The 25,163-nt window shown below is 47.6% G+C and carries 22 protein-coding genes and 1 pseudogene; 6 read left to right on the forward strand and 17 right to left on the reverse strand.

Translation table 11 applies throughout. The annotated features are described in order from the left end of the window. Positions 1–137 precede the first annotated feature (137 nt). Positions 138–194: pseudogene (locus KU855_RS19125) on the forward strand (hypothetical protein); the annotation flags it as partial. Between the two features lie 179 nt (positions 195–373). Here KU855_RS19125 and KU855_RS15495 read toward each other — a convergent pair. Further along, the gene (locus tag KU855_RS15495; protein WP_218531250.1) at positions 374–1,951 is read right to left on the reverse strand and encodes a PAS domain-containing methyl-accepting chemotaxis protein; all 1,578 of its coding nucleotides are present in this window, start codon (positions 1,949–1,951) and stop codon (positions 374–376) included. A gap of 264 nt (positions 1,952–2,215) precedes the next feature. Here KU855_RS15495 and KU855_RS15500 point away from each other — a divergent pair, with 264 nt between their 5' ends. After that, a complete protein-coding gene (locus KU855_RS15500; protein WP_218531251.1) occupies positions 2,216–2,440 on the forward strand; it encodes a bacterioferritin-associated ferredoxin in 225 nt (74 codons plus the stop codon). Positions 2,441–2,491: 51 nt separating this feature from the next. Here KU855_RS15500 and parC read toward each other — a convergent pair whose 3' ends face one another. Genes parC through nudF form a run of 7 tightly spaced genes read right to left on the reverse strand, consistent with a single transcriptional unit; the run spans position 2,492 to position 10,426 of the window. Beyond that, the gene (parC, locus tag KU855_RS15505) at positions 2,492–4,759 is read right to left on the reverse strand and encodes a DNA topoisomerase IV subunit A (protein ID WP_218531253.1); all 2,268 of its coding nucleotides are present in this window, start codon (positions 4,757–4,759) and stop codon (positions 2,492–2,494) included. Between the two features lie 9 nt (positions 4,760–4,768). Continuing rightward, complete coding sequence (locus tag KU855_RS15510; RefSeq protein ID WP_218531255.1) at positions 4,769–5,884, reverse strand: sorbosone dehydrogenase family protein; 1,116 nt, start codon at positions 5,882–5,884, stop codon at positions 4,769–4,771. 50 nt (positions 5,885–5,934) lie between these two features. Continuing rightward, complete coding sequence (gene parE, locus KU855_RS15515; protein ID WP_218531257.1) at positions 5,935–7,824, reverse strand: DNA topoisomerase IV subunit B; 1,890 nt, start codon at positions 7,822–7,824, stop codon at positions 5,935–5,937. Positions 7,825–7,869: 45 nt separating this feature from the next. Next, entirely contained in the window at positions 7,870–8,448 is a 579-nt protein-coding gene (locus KU855_RS15520) for a YqiA/YcfP family alpha/beta fold hydrolase (RefSeq protein WP_218531259.1), read from the reverse strand. A gap of 23 nt (positions 8,449–8,471) precedes the next feature. Beyond that, the gene (gene cpdA / locus KU855_RS15525; protein WP_218531260.1) at positions 8,472–9,311 is read right to left on the reverse strand and encodes a 3',5'-cyclic-AMP phosphodiesterase; all 840 of its coding nucleotides are present in this window, start codon (positions 9,309–9,311) and stop codon (positions 8,472–8,474) included. A 19-nt stretch (positions 9,312–9,330) separates the two neighbouring features. Next, positions 9,331–9,774 (reverse strand): DUF1249 domain-containing protein, encoded by a 444-nt coding sequence (locus tag KU855_RS15530; RefSeq protein WP_371316375.1) that lies wholly within the window; start codon positions 9,772–9,774, stop codon positions 9,331–9,333. Then, positions 9,764–10,426 (reverse strand): ADP-ribose diphosphatase, encoded by a 663-nt coding sequence (gene nudF / locus KU855_RS15535; RefSeq protein WP_218531263.1) that lies wholly within the window; start codon positions 10,424–10,426, stop codon positions 9,764–9,766. The genes KU855_RS15530 and nudF overlap by 11 nt, the downstream gene beginning before the upstream one ends. Before the next feature lie 278 nt (positions 10,427–10,704). Between nudF and tolC the strand changes: the two genes are divergently transcribed. Continuing rightward, positions 10,705–12,066 (forward strand): outer membrane channel protein TolC, encoded by a 1,362-nt coding sequence (tolC, locus tag KU855_RS15540; RefSeq protein ID WP_218531265.1) that lies wholly within the window; start codon positions 10,705–10,707, stop codon positions 12,064–12,066. A 61-nt stretch (positions 12,067–12,127) separates the two neighbouring features. On the opposite strand, the gene KU855_RS15545 is transcribed toward tolC, so the two are convergent. From KU855_RS15545 to KU855_RS15555, 3 genes are read right to left on the reverse strand one after another with little or no spacing between them, the layout of a single operon-like run. Further along, positions 12,128–12,823, reverse strand: a complete 696-nt coding sequence (locus KU855_RS15545) for a TIGR04219 family outer membrane beta-barrel protein (RefSeq protein ID WP_218531268.1) — start codon at positions 12,821–12,823, stop codon at positions 12,128–12,130. A 2-nt stretch (positions 12,824–12,825) separates the two neighbouring features. Continuing rightward, positions 12,826–13,800 carry a DUF2333 family protein gene (locus tag KU855_RS15550; protein ID WP_256261065.1) on the reverse strand — a complete coding sequence of 325 codons (975 nt, stop codon included), beginning with the start codon at positions 13,798–13,800 and terminating at the stop codon, positions 12,826–12,828. Between the two features lie 42 nt (positions 13,801–13,842). Continuing rightward, the gene (locus tag KU855_RS15555) at positions 13,843–14,307 is read right to left on the reverse strand and encodes a copper chaperone PCu(A)C (protein WP_256261066.1); all 465 of its coding nucleotides are present in this window, start codon (positions 14,305–14,307) and stop codon (positions 13,843–13,845) included. Positions 14,308–14,346: 39 nt separating this feature from the next. Between KU855_RS15555 and KU855_RS15560 the strand changes: the two genes are divergently transcribed. Continuing rightward, positions 14,347–15,090: an enoyl-CoA hydratase-related protein gene (locus tag KU855_RS15560; RefSeq protein WP_218531272.1), complete on the forward strand. Its 744-nt coding sequence runs from the start codon at positions 14,347–14,349 to the stop codon at positions 15,088–15,090. A 133-nt stretch (positions 15,091–15,223) separates the two neighbouring features. On the opposite strand, the gene KU855_RS15565 is transcribed toward KU855_RS15560, so the two are convergent. The 3 genes from KU855_RS15565 to KU855_RS15575 form a co-directional block, all read right to left on the reverse strand. After that, complete coding sequence (locus KU855_RS15565; RefSeq protein ID WP_218531273.1) at positions 15,224–15,613, reverse strand: hypothetical protein; 390 nt, start codon at positions 15,611–15,613, stop codon at positions 15,224–15,226. Positions 15,614–15,854: 241 nt separating this feature from the next. Further along, positions 15,855–16,874, reverse strand: a complete 1,020-nt coding sequence (gene dusA / locus KU855_RS15570; protein WP_218531274.1) for a tRNA dihydrouridine(20/20a) synthase DusA — start codon at positions 16,872–16,874, stop codon at positions 15,855–15,857. A 139-nt stretch (positions 16,875–17,013) separates the two neighbouring features. Next, the gene (locus KU855_RS15575; protein ID WP_218531276.1) at positions 17,014–17,877 is read right to left on the reverse strand and encodes a mechanosensitive ion channel family protein; all 864 of its coding nucleotides are present in this window, start codon (positions 17,875–17,877) and stop codon (positions 17,014–17,016) included. A gap of 251 nt (positions 17,878–18,128) precedes the next feature. On the opposite strand from KU855_RS15575, the gene KU855_RS15580 reads away from it, so the two are divergent. Continuing rightward, positions 18,129–18,602, forward strand: a complete 474-nt coding sequence (locus tag KU855_RS15580) for a chemotaxis protein CheX (RefSeq protein WP_218531277.1) — start codon at positions 18,129–18,131, stop codon at positions 18,600–18,602. Here KU855_RS15580 and KU855_RS15585 read toward each other — a convergent pair. The 3 genes from KU855_RS15585 to dnaB all read right to left on the reverse strand — a co-directional run bounded on the left by KU855_RS15585 (position 18,599) and on the right by dnaB (position 22,404). Beyond that, positions 18,599–19,810 (reverse strand): hypothetical protein, encoded by a 1,212-nt coding sequence (locus KU855_RS15585; RefSeq protein WP_218531278.1) that lies wholly within the window; start codon positions 19,808–19,810, stop codon positions 18,599–18,601. The genes KU855_RS15580 and KU855_RS15585 overlap by 4 nt on opposite strands. Positions 19,811–19,890: 80 nt before the next feature. After that, positions 19,891–20,970, reverse strand: coding sequence for an alanine racemase (gene alr, locus KU855_RS15590; RefSeq protein WP_218531280.1), 1,080 nt, complete (start codon positions 20,968–20,970; stop codon positions 19,891–19,893). Between the two features lie 27 nt (positions 20,971–20,997). Then, a complete protein-coding gene (gene dnaB, locus KU855_RS15595; protein ID WP_218531282.1) occupies positions 20,998–22,404 on the reverse strand; it encodes a replicative DNA helicase in 1,407 nt (468 codons plus the stop codon). A 198-nt stretch (positions 22,405–22,602) separates the two neighbouring features. On the opposite strand from dnaB, the gene KU855_RS15600 reads away from it, so the two are divergent. After that, entirely contained in the window at positions 22,603–24,798 is a 2,196-nt protein-coding gene (locus KU855_RS15600) for a S46 family peptidase (RefSeq protein WP_218531284.1), read from the forward strand. Positions 24,799–25,163 lie beyond the last annotated feature (365 nt).

Consider the following 25,163-nt stretch of genomic DNA (forward strand, 5'->3'; position numbering starts at 1 on the left):
CTTGGTTATATTGCTTCCAGTTGCTGATTTTGTACTTTGCCTTACCCATCATCGTCACCCATCTCAAAGTTCTAATGATCTGATCGTGGTTCTGATGATTAGTTCAATGATTTAGGAAACAACGCCTCTTTCAACATGAACCACTGCCAAGCGATCATCCCTTATGGCGATGTGCCAATACTATCATTACCCCCCACATGTCAGCACCAAGTGTGCCTGAACAAGTGGTCGATATTTTTGCCGATAACTATTTACGCTATCTCTCAAAGCAACCATTACTCGCTCAGGTTGATTTTGCTCGCGGCTATTAGCCAGCTGTGGTCAATAAAAAAAGGCATCATTTGATGCCTTTTTTAATCACCCATATTGCGAACTATGCTTGTTTCATGACCCGGTCTAAGAACTGCTTGACCAGTATTTGCTGCGCATTGATCTTAAATAACACTTGTTCATTGAGTCCTACCATATCTTTACCAAGGACATTGTTGCTGTTGGATAATTGCGACACATTGACAATATTGCGGTTGACTTCATTCGATACGCTTGACTGCTCTTCTACAGCACTGGCGATATGATGCGTCATGTCAGTGATGGAATCGACCGCCTGACTAATGGTTCGTAACGCGACGCCTGCTTCATCTGCCTGCTTAACGCAAGACTGAGCGGCATCAACCCCTTGATGCATACTGGTCACCGCCCGGGCGGTACCTTGTTGAAGCAAGTTAATTATGCTTTGAATTTCCGTGGTTGACTCATGAGTTCGCTTGGCTAAGGCCCGCACTTCGTCGGCAACGACCGCAAAACCTCGCCCTTGCTCGCCCGCTCTAGCCGCTTCAATCGCCGCATTTAGTGCCAACAAGTTAGTTTGCTCAGCAATACTTTGGATAACATCCAGTACCGTACCAATCCCCTTGCTGTGATCTTCCAGCTCAGTAATCGCTGATGAAGTGTCTTTCAGCTGGTTGGCCATGGATTCAATCGACTTAATGGTACGCTCAACAATCACGTCACCGCCCTTGGCCTCTTTGGACGCTTCTTCCGACGCATTGGCCGCATCGGTACAGTTAGAAGACATATCACCAAGAGTCGCCGTCATTTCTTGCATGGCGGTAGCCACCTGATCCATTTCACCTTGCAGCGAATGGCCATTACCTTGTACATCTTCACCTTTAGCAGCCGAAGATCGTGCATCGCTACTGGCTTGTTCACAAGAATCTAGCGCCCGCCCTAACAAGGCCTTAAGCTCGGAAGACTGCATCTGCATGGCTAGCTCAATCACGGCGATATCATCATTGCGCCCAGTGTAGAGATAGGTCATCAAGGGGCTGTCGTATATCTTTTTGGACTTTTCCACTATCCGCCGAAAATGCCCCATGGCCGAGTAACCACCAGCAAACATAACTATGGCAGATAACGCCCATAAACCTAAGCCTACAGGTCCTGCCATCCACGCAAGGTACAGCATTGGCAATAAGCCTAATCCAGCAAAAATACTCAGCTTCATTGCCATGGTTAAGCCACCATTTAGCGCCGACACCTTCCCCTTAGCATTTAACTCTTTATAGGCTTCTTCTGCGCGATCAATTTGCTCTTTCTTGGGTTTTACCCGTACGGACTGGTATTCGACTATCTGGCCATTCTCAGTAATGGGAGTCACAAAGGCATCGACCCAGTAATGATCGCCGTTGGCACAACGGTTTTTAACCAAGCCTTTCCATGGATGACCTTTCTGGATTTTCGACCACATGTCTGCGAATGCCGCTGGCGGCATATCAGGATGGCGCACCATGTTGTGAGTCTGTCCTTTCATTTCGTCTAACGAATATCCGGCGATTTTACAGAAACTGTCATTAGCATACTTAATGCGACTTTGATCATCAGTCGTCGATAACAATATCCAATCGGCTGGGTATTCATTATTACGTTGAGTGACGGGCATGTTCTTTCTCATAGCCAGCTCCAATCCTTGTCAAATTTAAATAATCATCCTGAGTAAGCGGCTTACATGCTCCCAGTGAATCAACAAAAAATCATTAAACTTGCTTGGTTATAAGCAGTTATAACAACTAATGATTTCGACTAACTAAAGCTTAGAACAAGTTTTGAGAAATAACATAATCACTTTAACGTAAACTTTTCAGCGAATGACCATTTACCACAATGGACTTGATAATCATTCTCACTTAGAATGACACCATCTAGTTGAGGAGTGATTATGTTTGTCTGTCTGTGTAACGGTATTACCGATACTCAAATTAAACATGCGGTGGCCAGCGGTGACACCAATCTATTGGCGGTGCGTCAGCGCTTAGGTGTCGCTGATCAATGTGGTAAATGCGCCTCGATGGCCCATATGATTATCCAGCAGCAGTTAGCTGTTCAGGGTCTTGACCTCAGCCCAGAGCAAGCATTAACAGATAACTTTTATGAAGTGGCCTAAGCCAAATAAAAAAACCGACCAAAGGTCGGTTTTTTTGTCCATCACGTTCGACTATAAACTCACACTGTCATCCCCTAACGTCACTTGATCGACACGCTGTAAACCTCGAGGTAACTTGTTACCTCGGCGCCCTCGTTCGCCACGATAATGCTCAAGATCCGTTGGTTTTAAGGTCAATTTGCGTTTACCGGCCCAAAGTGTCACCGCGGTTTCTGCGGGGACCAAGAGTAAGTGCGTCAACCATTCCTCTCGATTCTTAGCCCGCTCCGATGGGATACCAATAATTTTATTGCCCTTGCCTTTCGTCAGCTTAGGTAACGCATCGAGAGAGAACAGTAGCATCCGCCCTTCATTAGAAATCGCCAAGATCGACGGTGATTGACTCATATCAACTTTTTGCGGCGCCAATACCTTGGCATTGCTCGGTAAGCTCAGTAACGCTTTACCCGCCTTATTGCGAGACACCATATCGCCATAACTACAAATGAAGCCATAACCCGCATCACTGGCTAGCAAGAATTCTTGCGTTTCATCCGCTAAGACAACATGGCTAATAGTCTCACCTGGCGCTAAATTAAAGCGAGTGGTGATCGGTTCGCCTTGGCTTCGCGCTGATGGCAGAGTATGGGTTTCGGTGGCAAAAGCGCGGCCGCTGGTATCAATAAAGACACTGGCCTGGTTGCTTCGCCCAGCAGCGCTACATAAATACTGATCCCCCGCCTTATATGACAAACTCGTCGGGTCGATATCGTGACCTTTGGCACAACGCACCCAGCCCTTGTCAGACATGACTACCGTTACGGCCTCTGTCGGCAATAACTCTTGCTCGGTTAACGCCTTAGCGTCGCTGCGCTCGGTTAACGGTGAGCGGCGATCATCGCCATAAGTCTCACTGTCTTTTTGCAATTCTTTTTTAATTAACGTTTTAAGACGACGCTCAGAACCTAATAATTGCTGCAACTTATCCCGTTCAGCGGCCAGCTCATCTTGTTCGGCCCGAATTTTAACTTCTTCAAGCTTGGCTAAATGTCGCAGCTTTAAATCTAAAATCGCTTCGGCTTGTTTATCTGTTAGGCCAAACCGCGTCATCAACTCAGCTTTAGGCTCGTCATTAAAGCGGATGATTTCAATGACTTCATCAATGTTGAGAAAGGCGACCATTAACGCATCGAGAATATGCAGTCGTGCTAACACCTTATCTAAACGATACGACAGGCGTCGCTTGACCGTTAAAGTTCGAAACTCTAGCCATTCTCGCAGCATCTGCTTGAGGCCTTTGACTTGCGGGCGACCATCAAGACCAAGTACGTTCAGATTGATACGGAAACTTTTTTCCAAGTCCGTGGTGGCAAATAGGTGTGCCATTAACTGCTCACAATCGACTCGATTGGAGCGCGGAACAATAATCAATCTAACCGGATTTTCGTGATCAGACTCATCCCGAAGATCGCTCACCATGGGCAATTTCTTTGCCTGCATTTGCGCGGCAATTTGCTCGAGAATTTTGCCACTACCGGTTTGATGAGGTAAGGCAGTTATCACAATTTCGCCTTGTTCAAGGCTATAAACGGCACGCATTTTTATGGAGCCGCGACCCGTTTCATAGACCTTAGCGATATCGGCTTTTGGGGTAATGATTTCGGCGGCGGTGGGATAGTCAGGCCCTGGCACCAACTCCATCAAACGACTCAATTCGGTGTCGGGATTGTCCAGCAACTCAATACAAGCAGAGGCCACTTCACGCGCATTGTGAGGCGGAACATCGGTCGCCATCCCAACCGCAATCCCAGAAATGCCATTCAATAAAATATGCGGTAAACGCGCAGGTAATACTTTGGGCTCCTTCATGGTGCCATCAAAGTTCACTCCCCAATCGACGGTCCCCTGCCCCAATTCCGACAGCAAAACCTCAGAAAACCGCGATAAACGCGCTTCGGTATAACGCATAGCCGCAAAGGATTTAGGGTCATCGGGTGCCCCCCAGTTTCCTTGGCCATCCACCAACGGATATCGATAGGAAAAAGGCTGTGCCATTAACACCATGGCTTCATAACAGGCGCTATCACCGTGGGGATGGTACTTACCCAAGACGTCACCCACGGTACGGGCCGACTTCTTATGTTTTGACTGCGCCGATAAGCCTAATTCGCTCATGGCATAAATAATTCGACGTTGTACCGGCTTTAAGCCGTCACCGATATGTGGCAGCGCCCTGTCCATGATCACGTACATGGAATAATTCAGGTAGGCATCTTCGGTAAAACGGCGCAGCGGCATTTGTTCAACGCCGTCTAAGCTCATCTCAATCGAATCACTCATTATTGTTTCCTATTCAAGTTCAGAGCCTTTGTAATACAGGCGATAGATATTGCCTTTAAGATCATCTGAAATAAACATGGCACCATCAGGTGCCGTAACGATGGAATATGGTCTGCCTACGGCAAATTCACCATCCATAAAATTGACGACGGTTTGCCTGTCAACGATGTGCTCGCCATCAGACAGTAACACCACTAATTGATAACCGACTTTACTCGAGCGATTTCGCGACCCATTTTCTGCCACAAATAACTGCTGGTGATATTCAAGGGGGAATTGAGCCCCCTGATAAAAATGCAGCCCCATAGGTGACACGTGCGCAGGGAGTAAATATTCAGGCACATTGATCGTTAATTGCTGTGGCTGTTGATAACTGGCCTCTTTGATGTCTTGGCCGTGAATGTAGGGAAAGCCAAAATGATAGCCCGTATGGGTCATCACATTGATTTCATCCGGGGGCAAATTATCTCCCATCCAATCACGACCATTGTCGCTAAACCACAATTGTTGCGCCGGCGACCAATCCATACCGCCCACATAGCGCACGCCGGTGGCCACTTGCTTAATGGCGCCAGTATCGACATTCATGGCTAAGATGCTGCCTAACGGTGCCTGCGGCTCACAGACATTACACCCAGCACCCAAGGCTAAATATAATAATCCATCAGGACCTACCGCCATGCTGCGCACGATGGAGTCACCAAAGTCCTGCAAGGTGGTAAACACCGCTTTAGGTCGCCCGGGGCGCTTTAACCTTTGCTCTATCTGACTGTATTTAACAATGCCATCAGCGAGGGCAACATACAAATCCCCTTTTACAAACGCCAACGCCTGGGGAGAATTGAGGTGTCGCCCTATGGTGTAACGCTTATCGACTCTGCCATCGTTATTCTCGTCTCGTAAAGCAACTATCGTCCCTTCAATATCAGAGCCAACAAACAAGGTGCCATCGTCACCCATAGCCAATTGCTTAGCATCACCGACATCCGAGGCGTATAAGCTAATGCCAAACCCTTTGCTTACCGTCAGCACCACGCTGTCAGCCGCATGGCTAAAATTAGCCACACTGACCAGCAGCACCATCAGGCAATGAACCCATGTTAACGAGGGCAGTTTATCGGTCATTATTAACAATCCTGTTTACGCGACAGTGGCAACATCGATGCTCGTTTTAGTTAGAGAACTTCCGCCAGATCACCCTTGCTTTCCAGCCAAGATTTACGATCACCCGAACGCTTCTTCGCTAACAGCATATCCATTATGGCTTGAGTTTCATCGGCATCATCGATAGTCAATTGCACTAAACGACGAGTATTCGGATCCATGGTCGTTTCTCGTAACTGTAACGGATTCATTTCCCCCAAGCCTTTAAAGCGAGTGACTTGAACCTTGCCCTTTTTATTCTCTGCCGCAATGCGATCGAGGATCCCCATCTTTTCGGCCTCATCCAGCGCATAAAATACTTCTTTGCCGATATCGATCCTAAATAGGGGGGGCATGGCAATATAAATATGGCCTTGCTCCACTAGCACCCGATAGTGCTTTAGAAATAAAGCGCACAACAAGGTCGCGATATGCAGTCCATCGGAGTCCGCATCCGCTAGGATACAAATCTTGCCATAGCGTAACTCTGAAATGTCAGCACTGTCGGGATCGCAGCCAATCGCCACCGAAATATCATGCACTTCTTGCGAGGCTAACACTTGAGAAGCGTCAACTTCCCACGTATTCAAAATTTTACCACGCAGCGGCATAATCGCTTGGAAGTCACGTTCACGGGCTTGTTTGGCACTGCCGCCCGCCGAATCCCCTTCCACGAGGAATAATTCCGAGCGACTAGGATCTTGAGTCGTGCAATCGGTCAGTTTTCCCGGTAGCGCTGGGCCTGCAGTGACCCGCTTACGGGCAACTTTTTTGGCCGCCTTCATTCGGCGCTGGGCATTACTAATACAAATCTCAGCTAAGGCTTCAGCCTGCTCAGTATTAGAGTTTAACCACAAGGAAAAGGCATCTCGAACAATGCCAGAAACAAATGCCGCACTTTGACGGCTCGATAGCTTTTCTTTGGTTTGACCAGCAAACTGAGGATCTTGCATCTTAAGCGACACAATATAAGCCGCTTTATCCCAAATATCTTCTGCGGATAATTTGAGCCCGCGTGGGATCAAATTACGAAACTCACAAAATTCGCGCATTGACTCTAGTAAGCCCTGGCGGAAACCATTGACATGAGTTCCTCCAAGCGGGGTCGGGATTAAATTCACATAGCTTTCACTGATCGACTCACCGCCCTCTGGCAGCCAAGTAATGGCCCATTCAATGGCCTCAATTTGGCCACTAAAATTACCGACAAAAGGGTCAGCTGGCAAACAGACATTATTTTCCATGGCCGAACGCAGGTAATCAGTTAAGCCCGCCTCGTAAAACCACTCGTGGGATTCGCCATTTTGCTTATTTTGAAAACGGATCATCAGCCCAGGACACAGTACGGCCTTGGCCTTCAATAGATACATCAAGCGGGTAACGGAGAAGTTGGCAGAGTCAAAATAACTAGGCTCAGGCCAAAATCGCACTCGAGTTCCGGTATTACGGCGACCACAGGTTCCAGTGACGTGTAACGCCTCGACCCGATCGCCATGCTCAAATGCCATTTCATATACTTGAGCATCGCGCCGAACACTAATTTCCACGCGACTGGATAACGCATTTACGACCGAAATTCCTACCCCGTGCAAACCGCCAGAAAACTGATAATTTTTATTGGAGAACTTACCGCCAGCATGCAATTTGGTGAGGATCAATTCGACCCCAGGAATGCCTTCTTCTGGATGAATGTCTACCGGCATGCCTCGACCATCATCGATGACTTCCAGAGAATTATCGGCATGTAAAATCACTTCGATTTTACTGGCATGTCCCGCCAACGCTTCATCGACACTGTTATCTATGACTTCTTGACCAAGATGATTGGGCCGAGTCGTGTCAGTGTACATGCCTGGACGGCGCTTTACGGGATCTAGGCCATTGAGAACCTCAATGGCATCGGCAGTATATTGATTGGTCATAGCACACTTAATAAATAATTACGCGAGCCAATATTGGACTCGCTATTAGGTTGTTAAGGCAAGAAAGCGGAAAATGCCATCGAGTTGTTCCTGATACCCCTCAAAGGAGTGATTACCTCCGGGCTCAATATGCATTGCACAGCAATGATAAAACGCCACCGCGTTACGGTAGTCTAAAACCTCATCGCCACTTTGCAACAGCACATAAAAACGATCCGGATGCATGATTGCTTTTGGGGCCATCGCCGCTAACTCCGACCGATGTCCTAGAGTAACCCGATATTGCTCATTGGTATAAGGATTCGTTTGCAAACCTAGCAAATCAGTCATTAACAGATGAGGTTCGACTGCCGGATTAATCAACACCGCCTTGCCCCCATAACGCTCAGCGAGGATTGTCGCAAAAAATCCGCCCAATGAGGAGCCCATATAATGCAAAGATTCACCCGCGGCGATGGCTTGCTCGGTGATATCACATAATAATGCGAAGGCTGCGGCCGGATTCGAAGGCAATTGCGGCTGGTAGACCTTCAATTGAGGCAGGAACGTTTGACAATAGGTTAAGGTTATCCTTGCCTTATCCGATTGGGGGGAACTATTAAATCCATGAATGTATAGCAGCATAATTCCTCACGCTGCGGCAGTCTTCAATAACCGCCGGCCGTTAAGTCCGGGAAAAACATTTTCCCCGGCACCCGATAAACATGAGTCTCCATGCTACCATCGGCATTCAAGTCCAGCAAACGATAGCCGGGTTGTAAATTGTCTAGCGCAAAAAAATCTGACTCTGGGGTGAACTGAATACAGGTCGAAGGTGTCGCCATCAATTGGATATTACCGCTAACGCTCGGAAAGGTTTTATCGATTTGTTGATGCACATGGCCCCATAAGATCCCGCGCACATTGGCCCATTGACTACAACGCGCCAAGACCTGCTCACCATTAGCTAAACAATGTTGATCTAACCAAGCCGCGCCCGTTAACACCGGATTATGGTGCATAACCAATAAACAATGGCGTTGCGGCTCCAGCGCTAAGGCTTGCTCGATAAACGTCACTTCAGCGTCGCTCAGATAACCGCCGGGCTTGCCCCGAACAGTAGAGTCCAACATCAATATCTGCCAATTGCCGACCAAAATCCGCTTATGGCCTGAAATATTCGGGCCCTGTAAATGCAGGTTCATGATATGGACATCATCATGATTACCGGGCAAATAATGGCAAGGTAAGCCAAGCTCAGTCACGAGTTTGGCGAAGGATTGGTATGATTCGGGTGAATAATCTTGGCTAATGTCACCGGTCGCCAGCATAAAATCGACATGATCATGATTAGTGCGCACAGTGTCTAATACCGACAACAAACTCTTGGTGGTATTTACGCCAAGAAGATGCCCATGGGGATCGGCGTACAGATGCGGATCGGTGATCTGCACCAAGCGTACACTTTGGCCTTCAGCAATGTCATAAGTTATGGCATCTTTCTGCAATCGATCACATCCAATACGGTTATGGCTGGCACACTAAGTTTGCTTGGTGGCCTATTTTAAGTAAATCCTCAAGAAATGCATTGACCTGATATTTTTCGTCACGTTGGTACATATGCATATTTGGGTAATCATAAACTGGATTTAAGTCACAAATCTGTCGACTAGTTAACACTTCTGCTAATTGTGCATCATGATAGACCCGCACTAACAGCAGCGGATCCTGCACCGATGCAGGATTAGCAACCGCCCGATCGGCGCCCCCGGTATAACGCTTAATTTCCACTACCTGAGTGTACGGGGTATTTTCAAGCAAGGTAACCGATAAACTGCCAAACACCCCTTGCCATAACCATTGCTGCCCTGCGTTACGGCTTTGAGGTAGCCAGCGCTGTATATGCGCATAATTACGCGCGCACAAGGCCAAAAAACGACTAATGTTAGCTCGATAAGGTTTAGGCTTCATCGCTGCCGCCATTGGCGTGCGCCAACATTAACCGCGAATAATGTAACTGTAACCATTGGATCCCAATCACGGTGGCGGCATTGTCTATGCGCCCTTGCTCCAGTAAATCATAAGCGTGCTGGCGCGCCACCACATGAAGACGAATATCCTCATGCTCCTCAGCTAAGCCATGCACCCCCTCGGCTTGACTGGCATCAACCTTAGCCCAGTAGAAGTATAAGCGTTCACTGCTCCCTCCTGGGCTTGGTAAGTATTGGCTAACCGCCGTCATTGATTCACATTGGAGCCCAGTTTCTTCAAAAAGTTCGCGCCGAGCGACACTCTCTCGATCTTCACCGTGTTCTATCATGCCAGCCACTAACTCCAATAACCAAGGCGTGGTGGAGCTGGCTAATGCTGGAATGCGTATTTGCTCGATGAGAACCACCTGATCGCGCACGGGATCGTAAGGCAACACCACCACCGCATCACCGCGCTCAAACACTTCACGGCTAATCGCTTCGCTCCAACCGCCATCGAATAATTTGTGCTTAAAACGATATTGCCTAAGCTGAAAAAAACCTTGGAACAAACACGACTGTTCAAGCAATTCGACATCGGCTTTACCAAAGCTTTGTAATTGAGTTGTCTTGGGTTTTATTAATGATGCCATCGCTTTTCCTTGTGATTATTGACCCAAATGACGCCTGAGTGACTCAGTCGCTATGGAAACCGAAATAAGCCAATAAAATCTGTTACACTTGACATTTGACTTGAATTCCATTGTTTCCTTATTATCTATGCTAACTAGTTAATAGAGAAAATTAATTTTACCTTAGGGACGCATTGAGATGCCCCAGCGGCCTTGTAGAAAGGCATAATTTCGACTACAACATATTGTCATTTCATCACAGCATACTTGATGAATTGCGTCTCACTAAAGGACAGCCAATGAAACTTACAATCAGTTCGCTCTGCGCCGCCATGACGTTAGCCACTTTAAGCAGCGCCAGTTATGCTCAAGACTTGCTCGAAGTGTATCAAAAAGCATTAACCAATGACCCTATCGTCCTGCAAGCTCAAGCTCAACGCGATTCACTCTATTCGCAAATTGAAACCTCGCGCGCGCCACTGTTACCCAGCTTAAGTGCCAATGTTGGCTATGGCAAAAGTTGGACCGACGTCAATAATGATAACAACGCCACCTATAATATTGGCGGCTTTACTGGCGGGGTGACCTTAAACCAAGTTATCTATAATCATAGCGCATGGGTTGGCTTAAGCTTGGCGGAGAAGTCAGCATCGCAAGCCGATGCCAGCTACGCATCGGCTCTGCAATCGTTAATTATCCGCGTAACCAATGCATACTTTGATGTGTTAAGTGCCAAAGACGCGCTGGTGTTCCAGCAAGCCGAAGTGGCCGCCATTGGTCGCCAACTTGAGCAAACCAAACAACGCTTTGTGGTGGGCTTAACCGCGATTACCGATGTGCACGAAGCCCAAGCTCAATATGACTTAGCCAGAGCACAAGAAATCTTAGCAGAAAACACTCTGCAAAATAGCTACCAAGCCCTGCAAGAGATCACTGGAATTGATTACGACAGCATTAACTTATTAGACACCCAACGCTTTTCAGCCGTAAAGCCGGCACCTGACAGCTCCAACGAATGGCTAAAAATGGCCGAGACCAACAGCATTGATTTGTTGATCCAACGCATTGCCAAAGAAATTGCCACCGAGCAGATTTCCCTCGCGAAAGCGGGTCATTTGCCTTCGCTCAATTTAAATGCGGGCTACAACACCAATTATGACCGCAATGGTAGCAATAATGCCCCAGGTGGTCTCAATGACAGTGGTACGGCGAATGTTGGCTTGCAATTAAGCGTGCCTATTTTCGAAGGCTTTAAAGTCAGCTCACAAGTCGACCAAGCGCAGTTTAACTTTGTTAATGCTAGTGAAAAACTGGAGCAGACTTACCGCGCCACCGTCAAAAACATTCGAAATAACTTTAACAACGTTGATGCCTCCATCAGCTCAATCCGTGCCTATGAGCAAACCGTGATTTCATCTGAAAGTGCTCTTAAAGCAACTCAAGCCGGATTTGAAGTCGGTACCCGTACCATTGTGGACGTATTAAACAGTACCCGTAATCTGTACAACTCGAAGCGCCAACTCTCTGATGCACGTTACTCGTATATCAAGTCCATTCTTGCCCTGAAGCAAGCGGCGGGTACCTTGACCGAAGCGGACGTGGTCACCATTAATAATGGATTGTCAGCAGACACCACCACCACGTTACCCGCTCAGCCATAAAGACTGAGCCCATAAAAAAACCGCCGAAATGGCGGTTTTTTTATGTCAGGTTATCCCGGCATTAGAAATCGAGCTCAACCCCAGCAAACACACCATCAAAGGTCAAGTTAGCATTGGTGCCAGAGAAATCATTGACATCAAAATTGAATTGGCGATAGCCCACACGCACGCGAGTATCAACCGCGATGCCATCAAAGTGCCAGCCTAAGCCCAACTGAAAATCATGCACGCTGGTTTCATTGAGACCGGCCATGACATCAGCAAAACCAAATAACCCTAAACCTGGGATACCCACCATGGCATTGGCATACGCCATCACCACACCAGAATCGACCTCAGTTTCAACAATTGGTGTGGTTTCAAAGCGATAACTACCGTGCATCAACTTGTATGCACCACCCACATCCAACGACACTAAGTCGTTATCGAGGAGCTCATAGTACAACACGAAATCGGTATTACTCAGATCGGCTTTGCCAGAGGTGCTCGCCACGCTAAAGTCATCTTTAATACGATTTTCACGCACCATCACATTGGGGATCAACGGGATAGGATGTTCAAAAGACACCCACAAGCTGCCTTGAGATGACGAATCAAAATTATAATCAGGTTGAGCGGTACCCACGTTAGCAAACGTACCACTGGTATCGGCTTGCCAATAATCTGCGCCAACCTTAAAACCCAGTAAAGTATCAGCTGTAGCGTTACCCGCCGCCATAGCAGCAAATAATGAACTGATTAATATTACCTTTTTCATAATTACCCTTGTGTTAACAGATTAGTTAAGTCAATAACAGCAGCATTGGCTCGAGAAATATAGTTAGCCATTACTAAGGAATGGTTAGCCACAAATCCAAAACCACTCCCGTTTAAAATAATCGGCGACCAAACGGGTTGCTGGGTCGCTTCCAATTCTCGGATGATTTGACGCAAACTCACTTCAGCATTTTTCTTTTGCAATACATCCGCAAAATCAATCTCAATGGCTTTCATAAAATTCAACAAAGCCCAGGCTGAACCACGGGTTTCGTAAAACACATTATCGATTTGCCACCAACTGGTTTTGACCTGGTGTGAGCCTTGCGATGGCGTCGATTGACGCGCGCCAGTATCGCCGGCCAAATCGGTATTCAATCTATCTTGACCAACGCTGGCCGACAGGTTTTGCGACAAGCTACCTAAGCGCTTTTGCACTTCCTTAAGCCATTCATTTAAGTTATCGGCACGGGCATAAAACTGAGCGTCTTGATTATTGGGGTCCGCCATGCGCGCACGATATAATTTCAGCAACTTGACCGCATCTTGGTATTCACTTTCAGCACTTGGTACTAACCAACTGGTGTGGGAGATATTCAGCTTTGAATGAGCGCCTAACAGATCAGGATCGGCAGAAGACTGTGATTGGCTGCGGCTGAATTCTTTGCGCATGACTAAGGCGAGATCCCGCACTTGTTCCAATGCCCCAAATTCAAACGACGCCATATCATCCATCATCACGGTTGGCAGCAGTACGTCATTGGATTGCCAGCCACCGGGCTTATTCAGTAACGCCTCCATGGTATCAATTAAGGCACTGGTGGTGGCATAACCCACCAATGGTTGACCCTGGCTATTATTCATGGTTTTGGCCGGAATAACCTCAGGCTCAACACTCCACCAAATGGCTAAGCCATAGAGAAAAACCAACAAGGTTAATAAGGACAAGATTATACGTTTAGGAGTGATTGCTATCATGATTCGTCCTTAAAGGTAGCGTCAGCCTACATAAATGAGGCATTAATGGTGATGTTGATGGCCGTCATCAACGGCTATGGCCGTCACAGGTAACAGAATATCTAACTGTTGACCATCATCAAATTGTAGCTGTAGTGGCACCTGTTGACCGATGACTAAGGGCTCAGTTAACCCTAGTAACATTATATGATCGCCACCAGCGTTCAGGACTAACGTCTCACTGGGCATCAAGTCTAGCCCAGAAATGCGTTTCATTTTAACCAGCCCATCTTGTTCAATAATGGTATGAATTTGAGTGTCTTTGGCCGCGGTTGACGTCACATTGATAAGCCGGACAGGCTTGTCACCTTGATTAGCTAAACGGAAATAAGCGGCGGTATTCGGCACCGAAGGCGGCATCGCTCGCACATGACCATCTAGCAGTGCAATATCAGCCAGCGCAGGCAGGGTAAACAGGCTGATGCAAAAAGCCGCAAACACTTGTTTGATTTTTAAACTCAATGTCATAAACTCCATTTACTTGCCATCCCATAAGGACGTCAACCCATGAATAATATCCAAGTCCAAGATCATCAGGGCGTCAGGATAATCTGCTTTAATCGACCAGAAAAACGTAACGCGCTCAATCTCGATATGTATAAACGTGTAACAGAATACCTGATTGAGGGTGAAGCAGACAACGGCATTCGTGCTTTTATGTTTTATGGCAATAACCAATGCTTTACTTCTGGCAACGACATTAGCGATTTTCTGGCTAATGGTAATTTAGGCCCCACCCATCCCACCGTTCGATTCTTATATTGCCTGTTAGAGCTCAAAAAACCCATTGTTGCCGCCGTATCCGGCTGCGCGGTGGGGATTGGCACCACGCTATTACTGCATTGCGATTTAGTGTACGCCGACGACACCGCCAGTTTCCAGTTGCCATTTGTTAACTTAGCCTTAGTCCCCGAAGCAGGCGCAAGTTTATTATTGCCAGAACTTATCGGCTATCAAAAAGCGGCGGAATTATTATTATTAGGTGATAGTTTTAGCGCGCAAACCGCAAAACAGTTGAATATGATCAATGGCATTGTCGCCAATGAAGAGCTTTATCAATTCGCTTTATCTCGGGCAATCCGCTTGGCAGCTCAACCCCCCGAGGCTTTACAGGCAACTAGGCAGTTAATGCGTCCTCATAAAAGCCGAGTTCAACATCAAATGCATCAAGAATTAGAACAATTTGGTGAGCGTTTACAAAGCAAAGAGGCAAGAGCGCTTTTTGCCAGTTTTCTAAACAAGAAAAAATAATAACTCAGGGCAACGGCCAATCACTCAGTCTGCGGATACGATTGGCCTAAGATAATATACACAAGCCCTACAAGACAAAAACTCATCACTGGCGCTAGCCATAACAATAACAGCATCCTGCTTAACTCCACTATCATGGGTTAGCCCGATGAATGCGATAGTTAGGTGCATCCGTCGCCACGCTGGCATCGATGAGTTGCTGCTGCTCTTTCGCTGTCTGCACCTCAGGATTGAGCAAGCCTAACGATAACGTGACATCATGCACTAATTGCTCTTGAGCTTGCTTCATGCTGGCGGCTAACTCAGACTCAACATTGTTATTTACCACCAACAGTTCACTGTCACTATCGACGACCATTAATGACGCCGTCACCTCCTGCACCATCTCAACTTGGGCTTGAGCCATACTGTGTGATAATTCGTTCATTAGGTGTTGGTTATCATCGGCATATGCGGCCATAGCAACGGCAGATTGTGATAACAAAGCGGCGACTAGCATTGATTTTACATTGATGGCACTCATGATGAATTCCTTTAAATGTGTGATTGACATATCAGGTAATTCAAAGCACGTGCCAACTAGAACAAATTTCAAGCAGATTATTTTAATGGCATGATTTTAAAGTAAAAAAAAGAGCTAGCATTCGCTAACTCTAATCATGACAGCCGATCTACCGCACGCCAAATGTTGTCAGTTGGTGAAAAATGCTAACGATTTGCGCATTTGGTCACTATTCATCCAAATCCGACCAAAAGGCCAGACATTAATCCATAGAATGCTGACTGACGAATGAGGCCTGCTCACGCATTAATGCCTGTGCTTGACGCATTACATCAATGCCAGCCCCAGGTTTATGGGCTTGCTCACTTAAATGGCGACGCCAAGCTCTTGCCCCCGGTAACCCCTGATATAAACCTAACATGTGGCGACTGATGTGGTTTAAACGCCCACCGCTGGCTAAATGCTGTTCAATATAAGGCAGCATCAACTCCACCACCTGATCGCGCGTAGGAGCGATTTTATCGACGCCGGTCAACTGACTATCGACATCCGCTAACAAATAAGGATTTTGATAGGCTTCGCGCCCCACCATCACGCCATCCAAATGGGCTAAATGTTGCTTAGCTTGCTCAATGCTCGTGATACCCCCGTTAACGCTGATATGTAAGTGGGGGTAGTCACGTTTGACTTGGTAGGCACGCTCATAATCTAACGGCGGAATTTCACGGTTTTCTTTCGGGCTTAAACCGCTTAACCATGCTTTGCGCGCATGAATAATAAAAGTATCGCAATCGGCAGCGGCAACCGTATCAATAAACTGAGTCAAAAACTCATAACTGTCTTGATCATCGATACCAATTCGAGTTTTGACTGTCACCGGGATACTCACCTGCTCGCGCATTGCCGTAACACACTCCGCCACTAATTGCGGCTCGGCCATCAAGCAAGCACCAAAACGTCCGTTCTGGACCCGATCAGAAGGGCAGCCAACGTTCAAGTTGACCTCATCATAACCATAGTCTTGAGCCAATTTAGCGCATTGCGCCAGACTTTTAGGATCACTACCGCCTAATTGCAATGCTAACGGATGCTCTTGCTGGTTATAAGCAAGGTAATCTCCTTTCCCATGCAATATCGCCCCAGTAGTCACCATCTCGGTGTACAGCAAGGTATTGGAGGACATTAGTCGTGCAAAATAGCGATAATGCCTGTCAGTCCAATCCAGCATGGGGGCGACTGAGAAGGTGCGGTGTATAGCGGTAATAGGCGATTGTGTAGACATAGCAGTAATTCAATTTTCCAACGAGCAAAAGCGACCGCGCATTTTACACCCATTAGTCTACAAACGACAGCGATGGCTTAGTATTCGTTACATGCGCACACTGAACCAATGCCGAGCCTAGATTAAGCCCTGGCCCCACTTATTTTTTCGAAACCAGGGTGAGCTCGCCGTTAAGGTGAACGTCTCGCTGCGGGAAGGCAATCACGATGCCATGTTCTTCAAATAAGGCAGAAATCCGAAAACGAATATCACTGCGGCAACCACGAACATCCGTCTCGGACTTGGCTTGGATCCAAAACACCACATCGAAAATCAGTGCGTTATCACCAAAGTCTTCAAAAAATACCTTAGGGCTAGGCTTGGGTAACACATCCTCCCGTTCACCTACCGCCGTGTATAATAATTCCGACACCAAGCGGACATTCGAGCCATAAGCCACGCCAATTCGTACCTGATTACGTAAATTATTATCAATTAAGGTCCAATTGGTGACGGTATTTTCTAAGAGCTGACTGTTCGGCACTAACATATGCACACCGTCATTACGACGGATCAAGGTTGAGCGGGTATTAATGCTCTCGACCACACCACGAGCGTCACCCACTTCCAATAAATCACCAATTCGGATCGGCCGCTCCCACATTAAAATCCAGCCACTAATAAAATTGTTGATGATGTTTTGCGCGCCAAACCCCACACCAATGGCAATCGCACCAGAGATAAAAGCAAACGCCGTCAAGGGGATGTTTAATATTTCTAGGGTGGTAAAGACTAAGATAATGGCGGTAATAACAAAATATAATCGCGAGAAAAAGTGCACTGCATCGGCACTGACATTGCGCTTGATCAGCCCCATCCGGATCAATTTACCAATTCGCGTCACTACAAACCAAATCAACAAGATCAACAATGGGATCTGGATAAGCTGTAATACGGTAATCTCAAAGCCAGCCACATTGACTATGACAAATGATAATACTTGATTAATCGACTCCATCGACATGTTATCCACTCCTCAGCACAATCTGGTTATTTAATACACCACAGCCACAAACATTTGTCACTGATTGAATAGTAACCACAAACGCCACAATGGCACGTTTAGAGAAAAATAAAGACTGCAAAGCGAGGGGGCAACGACCCATTATCCCCCATCGAATATTGGCTGAATATTGCCATTATTGGCAATTTATACTCCATGCTTAAGCAATTTATACTCTATGCTTAAGCTAGGAATTTTTTGAGGGTAACCACATGGAAGTAAAATATATCAATCCATTCCTTGAGTCTTTCACTAACGTTATCAGCACGATGGCACTCATTGAGTTATCGGTTGGTCGACCTAGGATCAAGGAGGATGAAATCGCCCTTGGCGATATTTCAGGCTTAATTGGGATGATAAGCCCGCAAGTTAAAGGCTCACTATCCATCACCTTTGAAAAGAGTCTTGCACTTAAAGTAATGCATAATATGCTGGGAGAGGCGCCCACCTCTATTGATGATGAAGTCACCGATATGATCGGTGAAATCACTAACATGGTGTGTGGCGGCGCCAAAAAAATCCTTGGCGAAAAAGGCTATGAATTTGAAATGGCTACCCCCATGGTCGTGGCAGGGAAAAACCACCACATCTCTCATCAAGCCAATGGCAAAAAAATTATTCTGCCATTCACCAGCCTCAATGGTAAGGCCTATGTCGAAATTTGTTTTCAGCAAGAAGAGGCCTAAAATGGCTGATTGACCATCACCCAAAATTGGGTGGACTCACGACTCTTAGCCATTTCTGCGCGAACCACGATATTCTCTACTTCAAAACGCACGCCCGCGCCTAATGTCCATTGCATGTCTTGGTGCAAGCTCGACGCTGAGAAGGTATCACTCACCTTGCCGGTCTCAGCAAAAGCGACAAACTGCCACCACGGCACGTGATACCAGGAAAACACCGGCCATGACTGCAATGGTTGCCAATGAGGTTGCACTCGATATTCAGCGCTATAGAGCACCGCACTGCGGCCAGTAAAACGCTTGGCCGAATAGCCGCGCAAACGATCAAAACCGCCTAAGCCAATGCCAGCATAGTATGGCGGCCGCTGGGCAATCCCTTCATCCATCGCATTCCAACTGAGGGTGTCAGCGACATACGCATCGAAACCCAGCACTTGTTGGCGAAACAGCGAGTTACTGCCAATCGACACAAACGCAGATTGCTCCACTTCCCAAGTTGTCCATGAGGGCGTATCCCCCGAGGATAGACCATGACGGAGGGTCAAGCTGGTTTCCCCCCCTTGAGTGCTATTGCGTACTTGATCGCGGTTATCCCAATTCAACAACACTTCAAAACCATGAGTGCTGTCAGGGATCTGCGGATGATTATCCAATTGTTGCTGACGCTGAAAGGCCGTCATCTTTAGGCTGGTCACACCCGATGTTAATGGATCCCAATTGACCTCTTGTTGCGGCATCATGCTGGCACGCGCTCCCGCACGGCCATGGCCTATTGGCATTACAAAACGGGCATGGAGTTTAGTGAATGACTCATCAGCTTTGGCCAGCACTCGCTCTTCGTCACCCTCGGCATTCGGCAGGTAATATACCCCTTCGGTAAAGTGGGCTTGATAGGTTTCTGCACTAAATAGCCATTGATCTAACTGAGGTATTTGGTAGTTATTGGCCGAGAAATACGTCAGATAACTGTGGTTACTGGAATAGTGCCCAATCCCAAAAAGACTGGCCTGAACTTGACCAGCATACTTAATGACCCCTGCGCCGCCAAACGCCGTGCTGAGGTTTTCACTTGAAAATACAAACGGGACGGCGGCGAATTCCATGGCGGGCATAGGATCGGCTAACCACTGCTCAGCTTTAACTGGCGAGTGAAGCATCACCATCAAGCACACATAGCCACTGACGGTGGCGTAATTGTTAAAAACACTCAAATCGTTACCTAACTATCGCGACAATTTATCCAGAAAAAAACGGCGCTAAGCGCCGTCATATTGCAAACTTGAAGCTGGTCTTATTCAAAAAACAAACTGACCCTAGGCGTTAGTTTAGTGACCAACTCGTAGGCGATAGTGCCAATGTGTTCTGCGACCTCTTCAACCGGTAATGCCGCGCCCCATAACAAGACATCATCACCCACTTGATCATCAGAATCTGGCCCTAAATCGACAGTGAGCATATCCATTGAGACCCGCCCGACAATGGCAACTCGGCGGCCATTGATCCACACGGGAGTTCCCACGGGCGCATTTCGTGGATAGCCATCACCATAGCCAATCGCCACCACCCCTAAGCGGGTATCATGTGGCGCTTGCCAAAACGCACCGTAACCAACGCTATCTCCAGCCTGATGCTCGCGCACGGCAATCAAACGCGACTTGAGTTCCATCGCGGCGACAAGTCCATGATGAGTCCCTAAGTCGCCCATCACAGGTGAGACGCCATACAGGGCGATCCCTGGACGGATCCAATCTCGCTGGGTTTGCGGCCAATACAATACCCCAGCGGAGTTAGCAAGCGAACGATCGCCTTCAAGATGTTGAGTTAAATCACAAAAATTTTCATATTGTTGCAATGTAAATGGGTTGTCCGGCTCATCAGCGCAAGCAAAATGAGTGATCAAATGAATCGGTTTTGCAACCGAATCGCATGCCAGCAACCGTTGGTAAACCTCACTAAATTGAGCGGGGGTAAAGCCTAACCTGTGCATGCCACTATCGACTTTTAACCACACAGTCACTGGCTGCTGTATTTGTGCTTGCTCTAACATCGCGATTTGCGACTCGTGATGCACGACGGTGTCAATTTGGTGTTCCACCAGTAAGGGAATATCGGCCGCTCGAAAAAAGCCTTCAAGCAGCAATAGCTTTCCCTTCACTTGACCGTGACGGAGTTTTAATGCTTCTTCTAAGCGAGCCAAGCCAAAGCCGTCAGCTTGGCCATCTAGTGCTCGAGCGACCGGCAACAAGCCGTGACCATAAGCATTCGCCTTCACGACTGCCATGATCCGACTTTGAGGAGCCACCAATTTCAATTGAGCGAGGTTATGTCGCAGTGCGTCTACACTGATTTCTGCTCTAGGAAAGGGTTTCAAAAATCAACCTTGTAATATCAACAGGCCTTAGTCCTCTTCGAACTGAGGACCGGCATAATTATCAAAACGAGAATGTTGGCCTTGGAAAGTTAACCTAACTCGCCCAATCGGGCCGTTACGCTGCTTACCAATAATGATTTCGGCGGTGCCTTTATCGGCAGAATCGTTGTTATACACTTCATCACGGTAAATAAACATGATGAGATCCGCATCCTGCTCAATCGAGCCTGATTCACGTAAGTCCGAGTTGACGGGGCGCTTGTCAGCACGTTGCTCCAATGAGCGGTTAAGCTGCGACAAGGCGATCACTGGGATCTCAAGCTCTTTCGCTAACGCTTTTAACGACCGCGAAATTTCGGCGATTTCTAAGGTACGATTATCTGATAGCGCAGGCACCTGCATTAACTGCAGGTAGTCGACCATGATCATCGATAACCCGCCCCAATCACGTGCCACTCGTCGTGCGCGACTGCGTACTTCCGTGGGAGTGAGACCTGAGCTATCGTCGATGTACATTTTACCTTGCTCAAGCATAATGCCCATGGTCGATGACACCCGAGCCCAATCTTCATCGTCGAGCTGTCCGGTACGAATTTTGGTTTGATCGACGCGGCCTAACGAGGCCAACATACGCATCATGATCTGTTCGGAAGGCATCTCAAGACTGAAAATCAACACAGGCTTATCTTCGTGCATGGCAGCTTGTTCACACAAGTTCATGGCGAAGGTGGTTTTGCCCATCGAAGGACGTGCGGCCACAATCACTAAGTCACCGGATTGAAAACCCGAGGTCATACGATCGAGATCGTTAAAGCCACTCGACACCCCAGTCACGCCATCATGGGGATTATTATAGAGCTGCTCAATCTTATCGACGGTTTTGGCCAAGATACTCTTAATGTCTTCAGGGCCTTCGTTGGCATTGGTGCGCGATTCAGCAATTTTAAAGACTTTGGTCTCGGCAAAATCCAATAAGGCGCTAGAATCACGCCCTTCTGGATGATAGCCGGCATCGGCGATTTCATTGGCCACGCGGATCATGTCGCGAACCACGGCACGCTCACGTACGATTTCGGCATAAGATAGGATGTTGCCGGTACTGGGGGTGTTTTTAGCAATTTCCCCTAAATAGGCAAAACCGCCAGCATCATCTAACTGACTTTCTAATTCGAGGCGCTCAGATACAGTCACCAAGTCAATCGGGTGTCCCGCATCGGTTAAGGCTTGCATCGCGGTAAAAATTAACTTGTGGGCTCGGGAATAAAAATCTTCTCGGGCAACGGCTTCAGCCACTTTGTCCCAAGCCTCAGAATCCAGCATTAGCCCCCCAAGTACCGATTGCTCCGCCTCTAGCGAATGCGGTGGTAGCTTTAAGGCATCAAGTTGGGCATCTCTTTGCTTTCCCTTGGGCTTAAAGGCATTTTGCTGTGACATTGATGCTCCCAATTACATTGACTGTTCGAAATATGTTATAACATTGCGGCGGATTTTACGGCTAGTTTGCCGAAATACTGCCAATTTTACTCGCTACCCCTGCCAGCAGAGCGCCTTGGCATCATTGAGTGTTCTAAGAGCACTCGCTATGCCTCGTTGGTACTGTGAAGGACATAAAGATAACAATAAGGAAAAAACATGCGCATCACATTGATTGCAGCTATGGTTTTGGCATCAACAGCCTCTATGGCTGATGAAGGCCAGTGGCAACCCCATCAGATGCCCAGCATTAACGATAAGCTGAAAGAGCGAGGCATCAATATCGGGGCTGACAAACTAGCTGATCTCACCCAACACCCAATGAACGCTGTGGTAAGTCTCGGCTATTGTACCGCCAGTTTTGTTTCCCCCCAAGGGCTAGTTGTCACCAATCATCATTGCGCTTACAGCGCCATCCAATATAACAGTAAAAAAGAACACAATTACCTGGCCGATGGCTTCCTTGCCAGCAGTTTAGATCAAGAGCCAAGTGCCGGTCCCAATGAACGTTTATACGTCACCGAAGCCGTGAACGATGTTACCGCTGCCGTATTACAAAACGTCAGTCTTGAACCCTTGGCACGCTATCAAGACATTCAAGCCAATAAAAAAGCCTTAATTAAAGCCTGTGAAGCCGATGATAATTACCGGTGTGCGGTGCGCAGTTTCCACAATGGCTTAGAATACTACCTCATCAAGCAATTAATTCTCCGCGATGTCCGCTTAGTTTATGCTCCGCCGGAAAGTGTCGGCAGCTTCGGCGGCGACATAGATAACTATGAATATCCACGCCACAGCGGTGACTTCACCTTCTTGCGTGCCTATGTCAGTAAAGATGGCACTCCTGCGGCCTACAGCGAAGATAACGTACCGTATCAACCGAAAAGCTACTTGACCATCAATGGTAATGGCGTCAAGGCTGGTGATGGGGTATTCGTTGCTGGCTATCCTGGCTCCACCAGCCGCTATCGCCTCACGTCTGAATTAGTGTTTGCCAAAGAGTGGCTCTATCCGGTGCAAGCTGAACGTTACCAACGCCAAATCGATACCATCAAGCAGATAAGCCAGCAAGATGAGGCGGTCAAAATTGCTTATGCTAGCACCTTGGCCAGCTATGCTAACCGCATGAAAAAGCTCAATGGCTTACTGGCAGGATTTAAAGCCACCGACATTGTCAGCATTAAAGCCCAGCGCCAAGCACGTTTCGCTGAATGGCTAGCCCAGCAACAACTAGGAAGCGATATTAGCCAGCAACTTGAAGCCCTGATCGAAAGACAACAGCAATTGCGGCAAACACAATTCTATTTTAGCAATGCCCAATCCAGCGCCATGTTACAAGCCGCCACTAGATTGTATCGCTGGTCTAAAGAGCAACAGCAACCCGATGAGCAACGTGAAGCCGGCTATCAAGAGCGCGACCGTAAGATGTTTAGCGCCGGCTTAACCAGAATTGATTCACGCTTCGCGCCCGCCGTCGATAAAACATTATGGCTACAAGATCTCAATGCCTACCTAGCTCAAGAGCACAGGGTGGCCGCATTAGATGAGATATTACACGTCGATACAGCCACTGACAGCTTAGCCGCCAAGATTGACGGCATGTATTCGCTCACCGGTCTCACCGATACCCAGACTCGCTTAGCGTGGATGGACAAGCCAGCGTCAGAGTTTGAAAGCAGTAGCGATCCGTTTATTCGTTTAGCGGTGGCCCTGTATGACGCTAACATGGCAGATGAACAAGCCAATAAGCAGCTCACCGGTGAGCTATCAATGGCTCGTCCGGCCATGATGCAAGCCATTATTGCGTATTATCGTGCCAATGATTGGCCAGTGTATCCGGATGCCAATGGCACCTTACGGATCAGTTATGGTATGGTCGACGGCTATCAATCTGCCGATGGTTTGTATAAACAGCCATTTACCCGCCTTGAAGGCATTACGGCAAAACATACCGGCCACGAGCCATTTAATGCCCCAGCTAAACTGTTAACTGCGATTGACAACGGTCGACTGGGTGACCATAAGGTTGACTCTGTCTATCAAGATACCCGCGGTTATTTCTGCCGCCTACTGTCTTGTGAAGCCAGTCCGGCGCAATTTAATTCGGTGCCGGTTAACTTCCTCTCCAGTGTCGATACCACGGGTGGCAATTCAGGCTCTCCGATTTTCAATGGACAAGGGCAATTGGTTGGATTGAACTTTGATTCTACATATGAAGCTATCACTAAGGACTGGTTCTTTAACCCCACGATTACCCGTGCTGTCCATGTCGATATTCGCTACATCTTGTGGATGATGGATAAAGTCGATAATGCCCACAATGTGATTGAAGAGCTGACCATAGTTAAGGAGTAATATCAGCACGCAGGTGGGATAGCCGCGCCCTCTGGCAGCCGTGGCATATCAAGCTAAGCCCTACGAGGGACTGGCGGCAATAACGTCGCTGAGCGCCCTCTTCCTGCTGCCAGCGCCGCGAATATCTTGAGCTTGGCTCGACCTAGGTGCGCCGATGATCACCTAGCTAAGCGCTCGCTAGCAAAGATGCGGTCTGTCACGGCAGTGAGCGAATAAAAACCAAAAAAAAACACCGCCGAGGCGTAATGCCGTTCACTTAGTGTGAACGGCATTTTTCTTAGACTTAATGGGATACTTGTTTTTACTCATTTTTAACGCACGTGGATAGGCCCTATCCCGTTTCCCATCAAGCTTGAACTGTCTCG

This window comes from Shewanella sp. NIFS-20-20 (assembly GCF_019209865.1).
In the GTDB taxonomy this organism is placed as follows: Bacteria; Pseudomonadota; Gammaproteobacteria; order Enterobacterales; family Shewanellaceae; genus Shewanella.